The organism is Leptothrix cholodnii SP-6 (assembly GCF_000019785.1).
Lineage (GTDB): Bacteria > Pseudomonadota > Gammaproteobacteria > Burkholderiales > Burkholderiaceae_C > Sphaerotilus > Sphaerotilus cholodnii.
In genome coordinates this window covers 4,655,588-4,669,122 of record NC_010524.1, presented here as the reverse complement: position 1 = coordinate 4,669,122, position 13,535 = coordinate 4,655,588, and the positions used below count along the sequence as shown (strand labels likewise).

At 68.2% G+C, this 13,535-nt stretch carries 14 protein-coding genes and 1 pseudogene; 5 read left to right on the top strand and 10 right to left on the bottom strand.

From position 1 onward, the window contains the following. Positions 1–31: 31 nt before the first annotated feature. Both LCHO_RS20745 and LCHO_RS20740 read right to left on the bottom strand, forming a co-directional pair. Positions 32–2,236 (bottom strand): malate synthase G, encoded by a 2,205-nt coding sequence (locus LCHO_RS20745; RefSeq protein WP_012349158.1) that lies wholly within the window; start codon positions 2,234–2,236, stop codon positions 32–34. 66 nt (positions 2,237–2,302) lie between these two features. Next, positions 2,303–3,022, bottom strand: coding sequence for a haloacid dehalogenase type II (locus tag LCHO_RS20740; RefSeq protein ID WP_012349157.1), 720 nt, complete (start codon positions 3,020–3,022; stop codon positions 2,303–2,305). 97 nt (positions 3,023–3,119) lie between these two features. Between LCHO_RS20740 and LCHO_RS20735 the strand changes: the two genes are divergently transcribed. Beyond that, positions 3,120–4,052: a LysR family transcriptional regulator gene (locus LCHO_RS20735; RefSeq protein ID WP_012349156.1), complete on the top strand. Its 933-nt coding sequence runs from the start codon at positions 3,120–3,122 to the stop codon at positions 4,050–4,052. Between the two features lie 30 nt (positions 4,053–4,082). Here the strand turns inward: LCHO_RS20735 and LCHO_RS20730 are convergent, their stop codons facing one another. Continuing rightward, entirely contained in the window at positions 4,083–4,493 is a 411-nt protein-coding gene (locus LCHO_RS20730; protein WP_012349155.1) for a hypothetical protein, read from the bottom strand. A gap of 119 nt (positions 4,494–4,612) precedes the next feature. Between LCHO_RS20730 and LCHO_RS20725 the strand changes: the two genes are divergently transcribed. After that, positions 4,613–4,804, top strand: a complete 192-nt coding sequence (locus LCHO_RS20725; protein ID WP_012349154.1) for a hypothetical protein — start codon at positions 4,613–4,615, stop codon at positions 4,802–4,804. 10 nt (positions 4,805–4,814) lie between these two features. Here LCHO_RS20725 and LCHO_RS20720 read toward each other — a convergent pair whose 3' ends face one another. The 4 genes from LCHO_RS20720 to nhaR form a co-directional block, all read right to left on the bottom strand. Then, positions 4,815–5,207: a DUF1801 domain-containing protein gene (locus LCHO_RS20720; RefSeq protein WP_012349153.1), complete on the bottom strand. Its 393-nt coding sequence runs from the start codon at positions 5,205–5,207 to the stop codon at positions 4,815–4,817. Next, positions 5,204–5,659, bottom strand: a complete 456-nt coding sequence (gloA2, locus tag LCHO_RS20715; RefSeq protein WP_012349152.1) for an SMU1112c/YaeR family gloxylase I-like metalloprotein — start codon at positions 5,657–5,659, stop codon at positions 5,204–5,206. The genes LCHO_RS20720 and gloA2 overlap by 4 nt, the downstream gene beginning before the upstream one ends. Positions 5,660–5,674: 15 nt before the next feature. Further along, positions 5,675–6,562, bottom strand: a complete 888-nt coding sequence (locus LCHO_RS24075) for an SRPBCC family protein (RefSeq protein WP_012349151.1) — start codon at positions 6,560–6,562, stop codon at positions 5,675–5,677. A 98-nt stretch (positions 6,563–6,660) separates the two neighbouring features. Then, the gene (nhaR, locus tag LCHO_RS20700; RefSeq protein ID WP_012349150.1) at positions 6,661–7,590 is read right to left on the bottom strand and encodes a transcriptional activator NhaR; all 930 of its coding nucleotides are present in this window, start codon (positions 7,588–7,590) and stop codon (positions 6,661–6,663) included. 149 nt (positions 7,591–7,739) lie between these two features. On the opposite strand from nhaR, the gene LCHO_RS20695 reads away from it, so the two are divergent. From LCHO_RS20695 to LCHO_RS20685, 3 genes are read left to right on the top strand one after another with little or no spacing between them, the layout of a single operon-like run. Beyond that, positions 7,740–8,246 (top strand): universal stress protein, encoded by a 507-nt coding sequence (locus LCHO_RS20695; protein ID WP_012349149.1) that lies wholly within the window; start codon positions 7,740–7,742, stop codon positions 8,244–8,246. 10 nt (positions 8,247–8,256) lie between these two features. Continuing rightward, entirely contained in the window at positions 8,257–9,228 is a 972-nt protein-coding gene (locus LCHO_RS20690; RefSeq protein WP_012349148.1) for a TerC family protein, read from the top strand. Further along, on the top strand, positions 9,225–9,755 hold the full coding sequence (locus LCHO_RS20685) for a universal stress protein (RefSeq protein WP_012349147.1): 531 nt from the start codon (positions 9,225–9,227) through the stop codon (positions 9,753–9,755). The genes LCHO_RS20690 and LCHO_RS20685 overlap by 4 nt, the downstream gene beginning before the upstream one ends. 503 nt (positions 9,756–10,258) lie before the next feature. Here the strand turns inward: LCHO_RS20685 and LCHO_RS23035 are convergent. The 3 genes and pseudogenes from LCHO_RS23035 to LCHO_RS20670 form a co-directional block, all read right to left on the bottom strand. Beyond that, complete coding sequence (locus tag LCHO_RS23035) at positions 10,259–10,501, bottom strand: GNAT family N-acetyltransferase (RefSeq protein ID WP_190274823.1); 243 nt, start codon at positions 10,499–10,501, stop codon at positions 10,259–10,261. 17 nt (positions 10,502–10,518) lie between these two features. Beyond that, positions 10,519–11,939 (bottom strand): annotated as a pseudogene (locus LCHO_RS20680) (IS3 family transposase); the annotation flags it as partial. A 39-nt stretch (positions 11,940–11,978) separates the two neighbouring features. Then, positions 11,979–13,510, bottom strand: a protein-coding gene (locus LCHO_RS20670) for an IS3 family transposase (RefSeq protein ID WP_420805692.1) whose coding sequence is annotated in 2 segments (ribosomal slippage) — positions 11,979–13,054 and positions 13,054–13,510 — 1,533 coding nt in all. Because the reading frame shifts where the segments join, the coding sequence is not laid out codon by codon here. Positions 13,511–13,535 lie beyond the last annotated feature (25 nt).

Here is a 13,535-nt window from a genome sequence, read left to right as displayed (position 1 = left end):
GGGCGCCGTCGTCATGCGGTGATCACCTCGATCAAGCCGCCGCCTTCACCTTCAACCGCCACGCATGCAGCAGCGGCTCGGTGTACCCACTCGGCTGCTCCTTGCCCTTGAACACCAGGTCCAGCGCCGCCTGATAGGCCGCGCAGTCCGGGTTGCCGGCCATGGCCTTGTAGAGCGGGTCGCCGGCGTTCTGGCCGTCCACCACCGCGGCCATGCGGGCAAAGGTCTCGCGCACCTGCGCTTCGGTCACCACGCCGTGGTGCAGCCAGTTGGCGATGTGCTGGCTGCTGATGCGCAGGGTGGCGCGGTCTTCCATCAGGCCGACGCCGTTGATGTCGGGCACCTTGGAGCAGCCCACGCCCTGGTCGACCCAGCGCACCACGTAACCCAGGATGCCCTGGGCGTTGTTGTCGATCTCCTGCTGGCGCTCGGTGGCGCTCCACTTGGCTTCGGCGACGACCGGAATCGTCAGCAGGTTGGTCAGCAGCGTCTCGCTGATGGCCGGGTCGGCCGCTTCGCCGGACTGCTCGATCTGCTGCTGCACCGCGGCCACGCTGACCTGGTGGTAGTGCAGCGCGTGCAGCGTCGCGGCGGTCGGGCTCGGCACCCAGGCGGTGTTGGCACCGGCCTTGGGGTGGCCGATCTTCTGCTCCAGCATCGCGGCCATCAGGTCGGGCATGGCCCACATGCCCTTGCCGATCTGCGCGCGGCCACGCAGGCCGCAGGAGAGGCCGATCAGCACGTTGCGGCGCTCGTAGGCGGCGATCCAGGCGCTGCCCTTGATGTCGCCCTTGCGCATCATCGGGCCGGCCAGCATGGCGGTGTGCATCTCGTCGCCGGTGCGGTCGAGGAAGCCGGTGTTGATGAAGGCGACGCGGCTCGAAGCGGCGGCGATGCAGGCCTTCAGGTTGACGCTGGTGCGGCGCTCCTCGTCCATGATGCCGAGCTTGACGGTGCTGTCGGGCAGGCCCAGCAGCAGCTCGACGCGGCTGAACAGCTCGGCGGCAAAGGCCACTTCGGCTGGGCCGTGCATCTTGGGCTTGACGATGTAGATGCTGCCGGTGCGGCTGTTGCTCAGGCCGTTGATGCCGTGGCGCTTCAGGTCGTGCAGCGCGATCGTGGTGGTGACCACGGCGTCGAGGATGCCTTCCGGAATCTCGCGGCCCTCGGGGCCCCACAGCACCGCCGGGTTCGTCATCAGATGGCCGACATTGCGCAGGAACATCAGCGAGCGGCCGTGCAGCTTGACCTCGCCCGAGCCGTCGGGCGCGGTGTAGATGCGGTCGGCGTTGAGGCGGCGCGTGAAGGTCTTGCCACCCTTGGCGACCTCTTCGGTCAGCGTGCCGAGCTGGATGCCGAGCCAGTTGCGGTAGGCCAGCACCTTGTCCTCGGCATCGACCGCGGCGATCGAGTCTTCGAGGTCGAGGATGGTCGACAGCGCCGATTCGACGACGACATCGCTGATGCCGGCGGCGTCGCTCTTGCCGATGGTCGTGCTGCGGTCGATCTGGATGTCCAGGTGCAGGCCGTTGTGCACCAGCAGCACCGACTTCGGCGCGGCGGCGTCGCCGGTGTAGCCGACCAGCTGGGCCGGATCGGCCAGGCCGGTGAGCACGCCACCGGCCATGCTGACGACCAGCTGGCCGGCCTCGATGGCGTAGCCGGTGGCATTGACGTGGCTGGCGTTGACCAGCGGCGCGGCGTTGTCGAGCACCTGACGCGCGTAGGCGATGACCTTGGCGCCGCGCACCGGGTTGTAGCCGCCGGCGCGCTCGGCGCCGTCGGCCTCGGAGATCGCGTCGGTGCCGTACAGCGCGTCGTACAGGCTGCCCCAGCGCGCGTTGGCGGCGTTGAGCGCGTAGCGCGCGTTCATGATCGGCACCACCAGCTGCGGGCCGGCCTGCAGCGCCAGTTCGGCGTCGACGTTGGCGGTGGTGACCTGCACGTTGGCGGGCACCGGCACCAGGTAGCCGATCTGCTCCAGATGCGCGCGATACGCCGGCATGTCGGTGATCGGGCCGGGGTTGGCGCTGTGCCAGGCGTCCATCGCGCTCTGGATGCGGTCACGCTCGGCCAGCAGCGCGGCGTTCTTGGGCGCCAGGTCGGCGACGATGTGGTCGAAGCCGGCCCAGAACTCCGAACTCGACACGCCGGTGCCGGGCAGCACTTCGCCTTCGATGAAACGGAACAGCTCGGTGGCCACTTGCAGGCCGTGGATGGGGGTGCGTGAGTTCATGGTGCGAACCTCTGAGGGCAAGGAAATGGCGAAAGGGTAAGACGAAGACGGGATCAGCGGCCGGATTCAGCGCGCCGGGAAGAAACCCAGCACGTCGTGCAGGCTGCTGCCGATGCGGCCGGGCTCGGTGTCGAGCTGTTCCAGCGGCAGGCCGGCGCGGTTGACCCACAGCGTGGTGTAGCCGTACCAGGTGGCGCCGATGGCGTCCCAGCCGTTGCTGGAGACGAACAGGATCTGGCGGGCAGCCAGGCCGAGCGTCTGCGGGCCCAGCGCGTAGGCGCGTGCATCGGTCTTGAAGGCGCGCACCGGCTCGACGCTGATGACGTGATCCAGCAGGCTCTCCAGCCCCGCGCTGCGCACCGCGATGCCCAGCATCGCCGGGTCGCCGTTGCTCAGGATGCCGGTCGGCACGCCACGCGCCTTGAGCGCCTGCAGCACCTCGCGCACGTCCGGGAAGGCGCTCAGGCTGCGGTACTGGTTCATCAGCCGCTCTTCGGCTGCGTCGGTCAAGGTCAGGCCGAGCCGCTGGCAGGCAAAGCGCAGCGCGGCGCGGGTGATCTCCCAGAACGGCCGGTAGCGGCTGCCGTCGGCCGCGCTCATGGTCACGAGCCGGGTGTATTCGATCTGCTTGTCGCGCCACAGCAGCGACAGCGCCTCGCCACGCTGCGGGAACAGCTGCTCGGCCAGCAGGCCGACGCTGTAGACGTCGAACAGCGTGCCGTAAGCGTCGAACAGCACGGCGGCCGGCTGGGCAACGGCGTTCGGGCGGGGCGTGGGTTTGTCCATGTCGAAACTTTATTCGATACTTCGCTCTGCATTACCAAAGCAAAAGTGCATGGATTCGTGCACTGGATGCACGAATCAACCCACGCCCACGCACCCCATGGCCGACCGCCTGACCCAGATCGAAGCCTTCGTGGCCGTCGCCCAGAAGGGCAGCCTGACCGCCGCCGCGGCCGGCGAGGGCGTGGCGCCCGCGATGATCGGCCGGCGCATCGACGCGCTCGAAGCCCGCCTGGGCGTCAAGCTGATGCTGCGCACCACCCGGCGCATCAGCCTCACGCACGAGGGCAGCGCCTTCCTGGAAGACTGCAACCGCATGCTCGCCGACCTGGCCAACGCCGAAGCCAGCGTCAGCGCCGGCGGCGTCAAGGCCAGCGGCCTGATCCGCATCACCGCGCCGGGCGGGTTCGGGCGCCGCCACGTGGCGCCGCTGGTGCCGCGTTTCATGGCGCTGCACCCGGAGGTGCGCATCTCGCTGAACCTGTCCGACCGCGTGATCGACATGGTCAACGAGAGCTACGACTGCGCCGTGCGCGTGGGCGATCTGCCCGACTCCAGCCTGATCTCGGTGCGGCTGGCCGACAACCGCCGCCGCTGCGTCGCCGCGCCCGCCTACCTCGCGCGCGCCGGCATGCCCACGCACCCGAACGAACTGATGCGCCACGAGTGCCTGACGCTCAGCTCCGAGGCCAGCCAGTCGCGCGGCTGGGCCTTCACGGTCGACGGCGAGGTGGCGCACCTGCGCCCGCCCGGCCGGCTCGACTGCACCGACGGCCAGGTGCTGCACGCCTGGTGCGTGGCCGGCCTGGGCCTGGCCTGGCGCAGCAGCTGGGAGGTCGAGGGCGACCTGCGCTCGGGCCGACTGGTCAGCGTGCTCGACACCTTTGCCGCGCCGCCCAACGGCATCTACGCCGTGTTTGCGCACGCCAAGCACCTGCCGCTGCGCGTGCGCCTGTGGATCGACTTCCTCAAGCACAGCTACGGCGCGCCGTCGTACTGGGCGGCGGCGGCCGAGCGCCAGGACGGCCCCTGACGCGTGTGCCGGTGCGGGCCGTGCGGGCGCTCAGCCGGCCAGTCCGAGTACCATCACCAGCGCCGTCACGGCCACCACGCCGAGCGCCACCGTGACGCCCGTCAGCCACCGCACGCGCACCCGGTTGGCGTCGATGCGCGCGATCAGCTGGGCGTTCTGCTCGGCCAGTTGCTGGATCAGCTCCGACGACACCAGCATCTGCTGATGCAGGTCCGCCGCGGCGGATTCGGCCGACGCCAGCCGCATCTCGAGTTCGGCCAGCGACGCCACCTTGTGCCCCGCCGGCAGGCCTGCCGTGTGGCCGGCGTCGGCGGTTGCCGGTGGTGCCTTGCGGGCCACGCTGCCCCACAGCTTCTTGGCCCCATCGGCCACTTTCGGGGCATTGCTGATCACGTCGACCCAGGGGACGGCTTTCAATACGGTGAGCCAAGCAATCGCCATGTCCCAGACCTTTCAATCCAACCAGCACAACAGAGGTTTCGATTCTGGCTCAAGCGTGTTTGCCGGCCACTGTTGCGTGGTTGTCGCACGAACCCGCCCATCCGTCGGCTCTTGCCGGCATGAAGATCTTCGGTGGCTTCAGCGTGTCCGACAGCGAGAACCACACCAAGGCCTATTGCGGCCTGGGCGTGGGCTATCAGCTCATGCCCAATCTCTCGCTCGATGCCGCAGCCGACTTCTCGAAGTGGGCATTCGATACCGACTCCGGCAACGCCCGCCTGCTGTCGCTGGGCGTGACCCTTTCGTTCTGAGTGCTCAGGCTCAGGTGCGCGCGGATGCGTCGGGCTTGGCGTCTTTCGCGCTTGAAACCGCCGAGAAGGCCAGTTCGACGTACTCGCGCACATTCTTCTTGAACAGATCGCCGACCTTCTCGATCTTGATGTGGCGCCGCAGCTTGCCGTTGCCTTCCAGCACCTGGTGGCGGTCCGGCAGGGCCGCGCCGCGGCTGAATTCGAGCGAGACATGCCGCTCATATGAAAACAGCCCGCAGAACGGCGATTTCCCCGAGAACAGCAAGCCGCCGTACTTGACCTCTTCGTGCACGCGCGGCGCAACCGAATGGATCAGCTTGCGCAACCGTTCGACGAGGGCATAACGCTCCTCGTCGCGCATTTGAAGGTCGGTCAGAAAGTCATCGACTTCGATGGAGTTCATGGGGTGTCCGGGTCGTGCCGTCGTGCCGTGCCGTCGGCGTTGCAGGCCGCATCATCGCGGATGCGCGCCTGAGCCTCGTACAGCTCGAGCGGCAACCCGTCCGGGTCGGCGAAGAAGGTGAAGCGCTGGCCGGTGAACTCGTCGATGCGGATCGGCTCGACGGCCACGCCTTTCGATTCCAGCTCGGCCTTGGCCTGATCGATGTCCTGAACGGCAAAGGCCAGGTGGCGCAGGCCACGGGCCTCGGGGTATGAGGGCCGCAAGGGCGGATCCGGAAACGAGAACAGCTCGATCTGCGATCCGTCGGGCAGCGCCAGGTCCAGCTTGTGCGAATCGCGCTCGCGCCGATGGTGTTCGGCCACGATCTTCAGGCCGAGCGTCTGCGTGTAGAACCGCTTCGACAGCGGGTAGTCGGCGCAGATGATCGCTGCGTGATGAATGCGGAGAAGCATCGGGTCTGCTGCCTTTCAGGTCGGCTTGAAGCGCGCGACTTCGCGTTGCAGGCGATCGAGGTTCTGCTCGTTGGCGGGCTCGACCCAGGGCGCGATCAGCTGCCTGTGCGCCACCGAATCGAAGGTCTGTCGCCAGCCGACAAGCGTCTGGTTCCCCTGGCCGGAGAACGTGATCTCGAGAATGAAGTGGTGGTCTTCGGACAGGTGCTCGATCTCGACCCGGTCGGGCGGCTCGACGCGGGTGAAGACGTTGGTGTTGAGATAGCGGGCACCATCGGGCCCGTGCATCACGAACTGCCACGCCCCTCCGGCTCGCAGATCGAAGCGCTCGAAGGTGCTCGAGAACCCGTCCGGGCCCCACCAGCGGGCCAGGCGCTCGGGGTGCGAGAAGGCGTCGAAGACCTGCGCCGGCGTCGCGTCGATCAGCCGTGAATGGATGAAGCTGCGGGCGGCAGGCGCCGTCTCGCACAACACCTTGAGTCGTTGCAGCGCCTTCGGCCAAGCCTGGGCGACGTACGGCTCGAAGGCCTCGGTCACGTCCTGATCGACCACCAGCCGGGTGCCGTGGGCCGTGGCCGTGAACGTGTAGTTCTCGTAGGCCGGAGCCCAGGCACGGACCGACTCGCTGGTCGTGTCTTCGACACCGTCGACGATGGTCCCGAGGTGGCGGATCGACGTGAACTCGTCGATGCGATGCTCCGCGATCTCGGACACCATGCCGTCGCCTGTCGGCGCCATGAACCTGATCGGCTGGCCTTGCTGCCACGATCCGGTGTAGTACGAACCTTCGGCAAACGCGGTCGTCCAGTCTCGGTACGCCTGCGGATCGAGCATCGTGCCGAACACGACAGGCACCGGTGCGGCGATGTCGATGACGAACTGGATTCGCTTGTTGTCGGTCATGGGTGCCTCTTGGTGTCCGGATGTGCCGACCGGCGTGGAGGAAAGTATCACCCGTCAGGATTCAAGCACGAGGAGGCCCGGGTGACGTGACGACCCGCTCAGGCGGCGGCGGGCCGGGCACGCCGCCGTGCGGGCGGTGCGAACAGCTCGTTGCGGGCCGCCTCGGTGATCGCCGTCACGCACGGATGCGTGATGCGGCGCTCGACCGTGATCGCGAAGAACTCCTCCATGACCTCGGGCGCCGCGCCGAGCACGCGCACGCCGTACTGCTTCTCGATGTCGCGCTCGAGCACGGTGGAGCCGACGAAGATGCCCATGCCGCGGCGCCCGAACTCCTTGGCCAGGGCGCTGTCGTCGCACTCGCCGACCACCCGGGGGCGCAGCGACCGCGCATGCAGCCAGGCCCGCAGGCGCTGGCCGACCGCCGACTCCTCGGCCGGCAGCAGCAGCGGCGCGCCGTCCAGGCAGGCCGGAAAAGGCCCCGTGCACGACGCCAGCAGCGACGGCGCCGCGAAGAAGCTGACGCCGCTGCTGCCCAGCCGGTGGTTGAAGGCGCGCACGCTGACGTCACGCGGGATCGGCGCATCAGCGATCACCAGGTCCAGCCGGTGCAGGGCCAGCTCGGCAAGCAGCGTGTCGAGCTTCCATTCGCGGCAGACGATGCGCACCGGCTCGGGCAGCTGCGTGGCCGGCTCGATCAGCCGGCAGGCGATCGCCTTCGGCACGGCGTCGGCCACGCCGATGCGCAAGGCCAGCAGCTTGCCCTGGCGGGGAAAGTCGCGCACCGCCTCCGCGAGCTCGGTGCCGATCGAGAAGATGTCCTCGGCGTAACCGAGCACCATGCGCCCGGCCTCGGTCAGCGCCAGGCCGCGCCCGCTGCGGGCGAACAGCGGCGTGCCGAGCGCCTCTTCGAGCAGCTGGATCTGCCCGCTGATCGTCTGCGGCGACAGGTGCAGCTGCTCGCTGGCGCGCAGCACGCCGCCCAGCTTGGCCACCTGCAGGAAGTAGTGGAGGTGCTTGTAGTTCATGGGAGCCTCTCGTCGGAGGTCGACCCGCGGGCGGCGCGAATGTTCCGTTTTTTCGGACGATGGCCATCAAACAATCTGCTTTTCGCGGCCTGCCTGCCGCCCTAGATTCTGCGCATCGCCACCGCCCACCCTTGCCGGGAGACATCGACATGGACACGCTCCTCCTGCCCTGCGACGGAACACCCAACGCCCTGCTGGCCGTGCGACACGCGTGCGATGCGTTCCGCCGCGGCGACGTGCGCATGGTTCACCTGCTCAACGTGCAGGCGCCGTTCTCGTCCTACGTGGCCCGCCACGTCGATCGGGAGCTGCGCGCCGACTACCACCGCGAACAGGCCGAAGAAGCGCTGGCCGAGGCCCGACGGCTGCTCGATGCCGCCGGCGTCCCCTGCCGCGCGCACAGCGAGGTCGGCGACAAGGCCCAGTGCATCGCCGACGCCGCGCTGCGGCTGCGCTGCAACCGCATCGTCGTCGCCACGGCGCGCAAGAGCGCGCTGGTGCGCGCGGTCGAGAACTCGCTCACCAGCCAGTTGCTCGAGCTCTGCCCGGTGCCGGTCGAGGTGATCGGCGGCGCCCCGGCCGGTGCGCTGGAGCGGGTCGGCATCCCCGCCGGCGTGGGGGCCGGCGCGGCCTTGCTGCTGTTGAGCGCGTCGTGAGCGGGCATCCATGAACATCGACTCCTTTGCGACCGGCCCGATGTGGGCGGGCTTCATCGTCTTCGTGCTCGCGATGCTGGCGCTGGACCTGTTCGTGCTCGGCGGCAACAAGGCCCACCGCGTCTCGGTCAAGGAGGCCGGCAGCTGGGTCGCCGCCTGGGTCGCGATGGCCTTCGCGTTCGCCGGCTTGCTGTGGTGGCATCTCGACGCCAACGTCGGCCGCGAGATGGCCGACCGCAAGGCGCTCGAGTTCATCACCGGCTACCTGATCGAGCAGTCGCTGTCGGTCGACAACATGTTCGTGTTCGTGATGATCTTCAGCTACTTCGCCGTGCCGCCCGAACTGCAGCGGCGCGTGCTGCTGTACGGCGTGCTGGGCGCGATCGTCATGCGCGCGGGCATGATCCTGGCCGGCGTCTGGCTGGTGCGCGAGTTCGCCTGGATCCTGTACGTCTTCGGTGCCTTCCTGATCGTCACCGGCATCAAGATGCTGGTCTTTGCCGAGCAGAAACCCGACCTCGAGCGCAACCCGCTGCTGCGCTGGCTGCGGGGGCACATGCGGATCACGCCGGCCCTGCACGGCGAGAAGTTCTTCGTGCGCATCGACGGCGTGCGCTGGGCCACCCCGATGTTCCTGGTGCTGATGATGATCGAGGCCAGCGACCTGGTGTTCGCGGTCGACAGCATCCCGGCCATCTTCGCGGTCACCACCGACCCGTTCATCGTCTTCACCTCCAACATCTTCGCCATCATGGGGCTGCGGGCGCTGTACTTCCTGCTCGCCGACATGGCCGAGCGCTTTCATCTGCTCAAGTACGGCCTGGCGCTGGTGCTGGTCTTCATCGGCGGCAAGATGCTGGTGGCGCCCTGGTTCCACATGCCGGTGCAGTGGTCGCTGGCCATCGTTGGCGCGGTGATCCTGGCTTCCGTCCTGCTGAGCCTCAAGTTCTCCGCCCGCAAGCTCGACCGGCGCACCACATGACCCGCACCGATACCCCCGCGATCCCCACCCCCGGCTGCACCGCCTGCGACGAACTCGGTCGCCTGGTGGCCGCCAGCTGGGGCACCGCTCCGGCGGCGGAACACGCCGGCCGCTGGCTGGTCGCCGTCGACGGCTCGCCAGGGTCCTTGCAGGCCGCATCGATGGCGGCGCAGCTGACTGCGGCCGATCCGCAGGCCGGGGTCGACCTGGTGCATGTCGTCGCCTGGCTGGTCAAGGAGGCCGCCGAGGTGGAACTGCCGCGGCGCGGCTGGCACGTCAGCGCCGACGCGCGTGCGCTGATGGACGACGCCGGCATCGCCTGGCGGCTGCACGTGCGCATGGGCGACGCCGCCGAGCAGATCGTGGCGCTGGCCCGCGAGCTCGGCAGCCGCGGCATCGTCATCGGCTCTCGGGGTCTGACGGCCACCGAGTCGCTGCTGCTCGGCTCGGTCGCCTACAAGGTCGTGCACCTGGGCAGGGTGCCGGTGCTGCTGGTGCCCCCCACAGGTCTGGCTGATGGCGCTTGAATGACCCTGCAACCACGCAAATTGCGCATGCAAGGTCCGTGGTCTGCATGAGCAACCTGCACGCGGTGTGCATGGACATGGCCTTTTTGTGCATGCACACCGTGCTCGGGTTTCATGCACATGACGCGCGATGCGCATGCACATTGCGGGCAATGACGATGTACAAACGGGGCGATTGCCCTGAACAAAGGGCCGATGTGCATGTGCACCGTGCTCGGTGTCTATGCAAGGTGATGGCCATGTGCATATGCATTGCAGGCGTTGTGCCCATGCATGGGCGGCGCCTCGACACATGTCACGACCCGTTTCCGGGCTTTGGACGACACGATCGCCGCCACCCTCGAGCACTGTATTGCCTTCACTCCCGGCTGGGCTTGTGTCCGGGCCGGGATGACTGCGAGCAACGGCATCGCCAGCGCGTGCTGCACAACCTCAGCCAGCGCGCCGACAGACGCGGCATGAAGCTCGTCGCGGCGGAAGGCGCTTGAAAACACCATGACGGATCAATCACTTGGGTGGTGTTTCTTGAGAGAGGCATCACTTTGCGTCCACTGTACGCGCGAGATCTTGTACAGGCAGTGAGGACGAAGCGCATTGCCTTCTGGGACTGCCGGATGCTCAAAGTCAGTGTGGGTGTTGGTCATGCCGATGCGTTCCATGACTCTGCGCGAGGGTAGGTTCTTGAGCGTGGTGAAGGACACGATCTCGGTGAGGCCAAGAACCTCGAAGCCGACGGCGCGCGTCAAGGTAGTTGTCGCCTGATTCACGCAGCTTCTTGCTGAGTATGTTGATCGCCGGCAGCCATCTTGACCACCTCGTCGCGCTCGGGATTGAGGGTTACCGCGCCGATGGGCGACCAGTCTCGCGTGGCGCCCGACCAGCGCCCCGGGTGGCGCTGTTGGGCCTCGATGTACAGCGCGTGCCGTGCCGCCAGGATGGCCCGGTCGTGGCCGGCATGGCGCTGTGCTGGGCTGACGTAGCCGATGCCGCTGTGACGGTGCTCGACGTTGTACCAATGCACGAATTCAGCCGCCCAGGTGCGGGCTGCATCGAGCGTGTCGAAGCCCTGCGAGGGGAACTCCGGCCGGTACTTGGCCGTGCGGAACAGCGCCTGCGCGAACGCGTTGTCGTCGCTGACGCGGGGTCGCGAGTACGACGGCTTGACGCCCAGCCAATTGAGCATCGCCAGGACCGTGGTGGCCTTGAGCGTGGCGCCGTTGTCGCCGTGCAGCACCGGCTTGGTGTCCATCGCTGCAATCCCCTCGGCCAGCGCGGTGCGGCGCACCAGGTGCACCGCGTGGTCGGAGTCGTCGCTGTCGTGCACCTCGGCGCCCACGATCTTGCGGCTGTACAAGTCCAGGATCAGGTACAGATGGAACCAGCGGCCCATCACCTTGGCCGGCAGGTAGGTCATGTCCCAGCACCACACCTGCCCGGGAGCGGTGGCGATGTGCGTGGTGGGTGGCCGCGAGGCTTTGGGCGCCTTGGCGCGGCCACGGCGCGTGTTCTGCCCGGCGGCCTTGAGCACGCGCGCCAGGCTCGACTCGCTGCCCAGGTACACGCCCTCGTCGGCCAGCATCGGCACGATGCGCGCCGGCGGCGTCGAGGCGAAGCGCGGCTCGTTGGCCACCGCCAGCAGCGCGGCACGCTCGGCCTCACTCAGGGCATGACTGGGCATCGGGCGCACGGCCTGTGGCCGGCCATCGCCTTGCGTGAGGCCCTGGCTGGTCTTCCAGCGCTGCAGCGTGCGCGCGTCGATGCCCGCCACCTCACAGGCTGGCGCCAATCGAGCGCCGGCCGCATGCGCGGCGTCGATGTCGCGCGACAGGGCTTGGCGATCTTCCAGGCCGATCATGCGTCCTCGTCCTTGTGGAAGATCGCCTCGAGCTTTTTTGACAGCACCAACAACGCGGCCGTCTCGGCCAGCGCCTGGTCCTTGCGCAGCAGGTCGCGCTCGAGCTCCTTGATGCGTTTGCGGTCGGCGCGTGTGGCCTGTGCGCTGGCGGGCGCATCCTGGGGGTCGGCCAAGGCTGTCGTGCAACTGGCTCGCCACTTGTCCAACTCGGCCGGATACACGCCATGCTCGCGGCACCAGGCGCTCTTGCTCGCCTCGTTCAGGGCCGCCGTGGTGATCACCGCCTCCAGCCGGGCACCTGCTGACCACGTCCTGGCACGGGCGGGCCGGTGTCTGTCAACATAGATGACGCTTGGCGCATGAAGTTTCTATGCGGCTTGACGCTCCTTGTCACGCGGGTTGAGACAGACGTGATCAGGCTCGCTCCATCTGCGGATCTCTCGGCTCCAGCGGCTGGGGTTGGCTTCCCGGGCGGCCTGGTAGACCGCGCGCCGCTGCCTTAGCACCGCCTTGCTCTGCCCGCTGTGGCGCTGGTTCGGCGTCACGAAGCCGATCTCTCGATGGCGATGCTCGCCGTTGTACCAATCGATGAACGTGCGACACCAGTTTCGCGCCTGATCAAGCTCGCCGAACCCGGTGCTCGGGAAGGTCGGCATGTACTTGAGCGTGCGGAACCACGACTCGATGAGGGCGTTGTCGTCGCTCACGCCGGGTCGGCTGTAGCTGGGCGCGATGCCCAGATCCTGCAGCTTGGCGCGCAGCGTGTGCGAGCGCTGCACCGCGCCGTTGTCGGCGTGCAGCACCAGCGGCTTGCCCGCGAGCTTCTCACGCCAGCGCGCCCGCTCGACGAGCTCGGCGGCCAGGTCAGCGTTCTCGCTGGCATGCACCTCCCAGGCCACCAGCTTGCGGCTGTACAGGTCGATGACGGCGTACAGGTAGAAGAACAGCCCCCGCACCTGGCTGGGCAGGTAGGTCACGTCCCAGCACCAGACTTCGTTGGGCGCGTGCGCCACGTGCATCGGCGCGGGCTTGTGGCTGCGCTGTCGAGCACGTCCCCGGTGCTGCTGCGCGCCGTGCGCATGCAGCAGCCGGTAGAAGGTCGACTCGCTGGCCAGATAGGTCCCCTCGTCGGCCAGGGCCGGCACGATTTGCGTGGGCGGCAGGTCGGCAAAGCGCGGCTGCATGCACGCATCGAGCACCGCGCGCTGTTCGTCGCCGCTGAGCTTGTTGCTCGGCTGCGCCCACACCGCCCCCGGCCGGCCGTCGGCCTGCACCTCACCACCGTCGATCCAGCGCTGGTACGTGCGCACCGACACGCCCACCTCCGCGCACGCGCTGTGCAGGCGCGCGCCGCTGGCCTGTGCGGTCTTGACCATCTCCACGAGCCCCTGGCGTTCCAGCAACGCAGTCATGCGTCCTCGTCTCTGTTCTGGAACGCCTCGAGTTTTCGCGACAGGATCAGCAGCGCAGCGGCTTCGGCCAGCGCGCGCTCCTTGCGGCGCAACTCCTTCTCCAGCTCCCGGCTGCGTTTGCGCTCCTCGGCCAGCGCCGCCGGGCTGACCCGCTCGGCCCCGGCCGCATTGGCCTGCAGGCACGCGCCCCGCCAGCGGGCGATCTGCTCGACGTGCAGCCCCTTCTTGCGGCAGTACTCGCCCAGCTCGGCCTGCGCCAGCCCCAGGGTCTCGACCACGACGGCGAACTTGTCCTCAGGCTTCCAGTCTTCGGGGTTGCTGCCGTCTCCAGGTACGGCTCGACCCGCTCCACGGGCCTGGTTTCGCCACGCGTAAAGCGTGGGCTCCGTCACCCCCGTGCGCCTGGCCACCTCCGCCACCACCAGGTTGTGTGGCGCACTCATCAGCGACAGCGCGTGTTCCTTCTTCTCTTTCGAATACCTTGGCATTCCCGTCCTCTGCTTGCCCCCTGCG

Bases quoted from the DNA above. Each gene is read 5' to 3' on its own strand.
- LCHO_RS20745 (WP_012349158.1), bottom strand. From the start codon at position 2,236: ATGAACTCACGCACCCCCATCCACGGCCTGCAAGTGGCCACCGAGCTG.
- LCHO_RS20740 (WP_012349157.1), bottom strand. From the start codon at position 3,022: ATGGACAAACCCACGCCCCGCCCGAACGCCGTTGCCCAGCCGGCCGCC.
- LCHO_RS20735 (WP_012349156.1), top strand. From the start codon at position 3,120: ATGGCCGACCGCCTGACCCAGATCGAAGCCTTCGTGGCCGTCGCCCAG.
- LCHO_RS20730 (WP_012349155.1), bottom strand. From the start codon at position 4,493: ATGGCGATTGCTTGGCTCACCGTATTGAAAGCCGTCCCCTGGGTCGAC.
- LCHO_RS20725 (WP_012349154.1), top strand. From the start codon at position 4,613: ATGAAGATCTTCGGTGGCTTCAGCGTGTCCGACAGCGAGAACCACACC.
- LCHO_RS20720 (WP_012349153.1), bottom strand. From the start codon at position 5,207: ATGAACTCCATCGAAGTCGATGACTTTCTGACCGACCTTCAAATGCGC.
- gloA2 (WP_012349152.1), bottom strand. From the start codon at position 5,659: ATGCTTCTCCGCATTCATCACGCAGCGATCATCTGCGCCGACTACCCG.
- LCHO_RS24075 (WP_012349151.1), bottom strand. From the start codon at position 6,562: ATGACCGACAACAAGCGAATCCAGTTCGTCATCGACATCGCCGCACCG.
- nhaR (WP_012349150.1), bottom strand. From the start codon at position 7,590: ATGAACTACAAGCACCTCCACTACTTCCTGCAGGTGGCCAAGCTGGGC.
- LCHO_RS20695 (WP_012349149.1), top strand. From the start codon at position 7,740: ATGGACACGCTCCTCCTGCCCTGCGACGGAACACCCAACGCCCTGCTG.
- LCHO_RS20690 (WP_012349148.1), top strand. From the start codon at position 8,257: ATGAACATCGACTCCTTTGCGACCGGCCCGATGTGGGCGGGCTTCATC.
- LCHO_RS20685 (WP_012349147.1), top strand. From the start codon at position 9,225: ATGACCCGCACCGATACCCCCGCGATCCCCACCCCCGGCTGCACCGCC.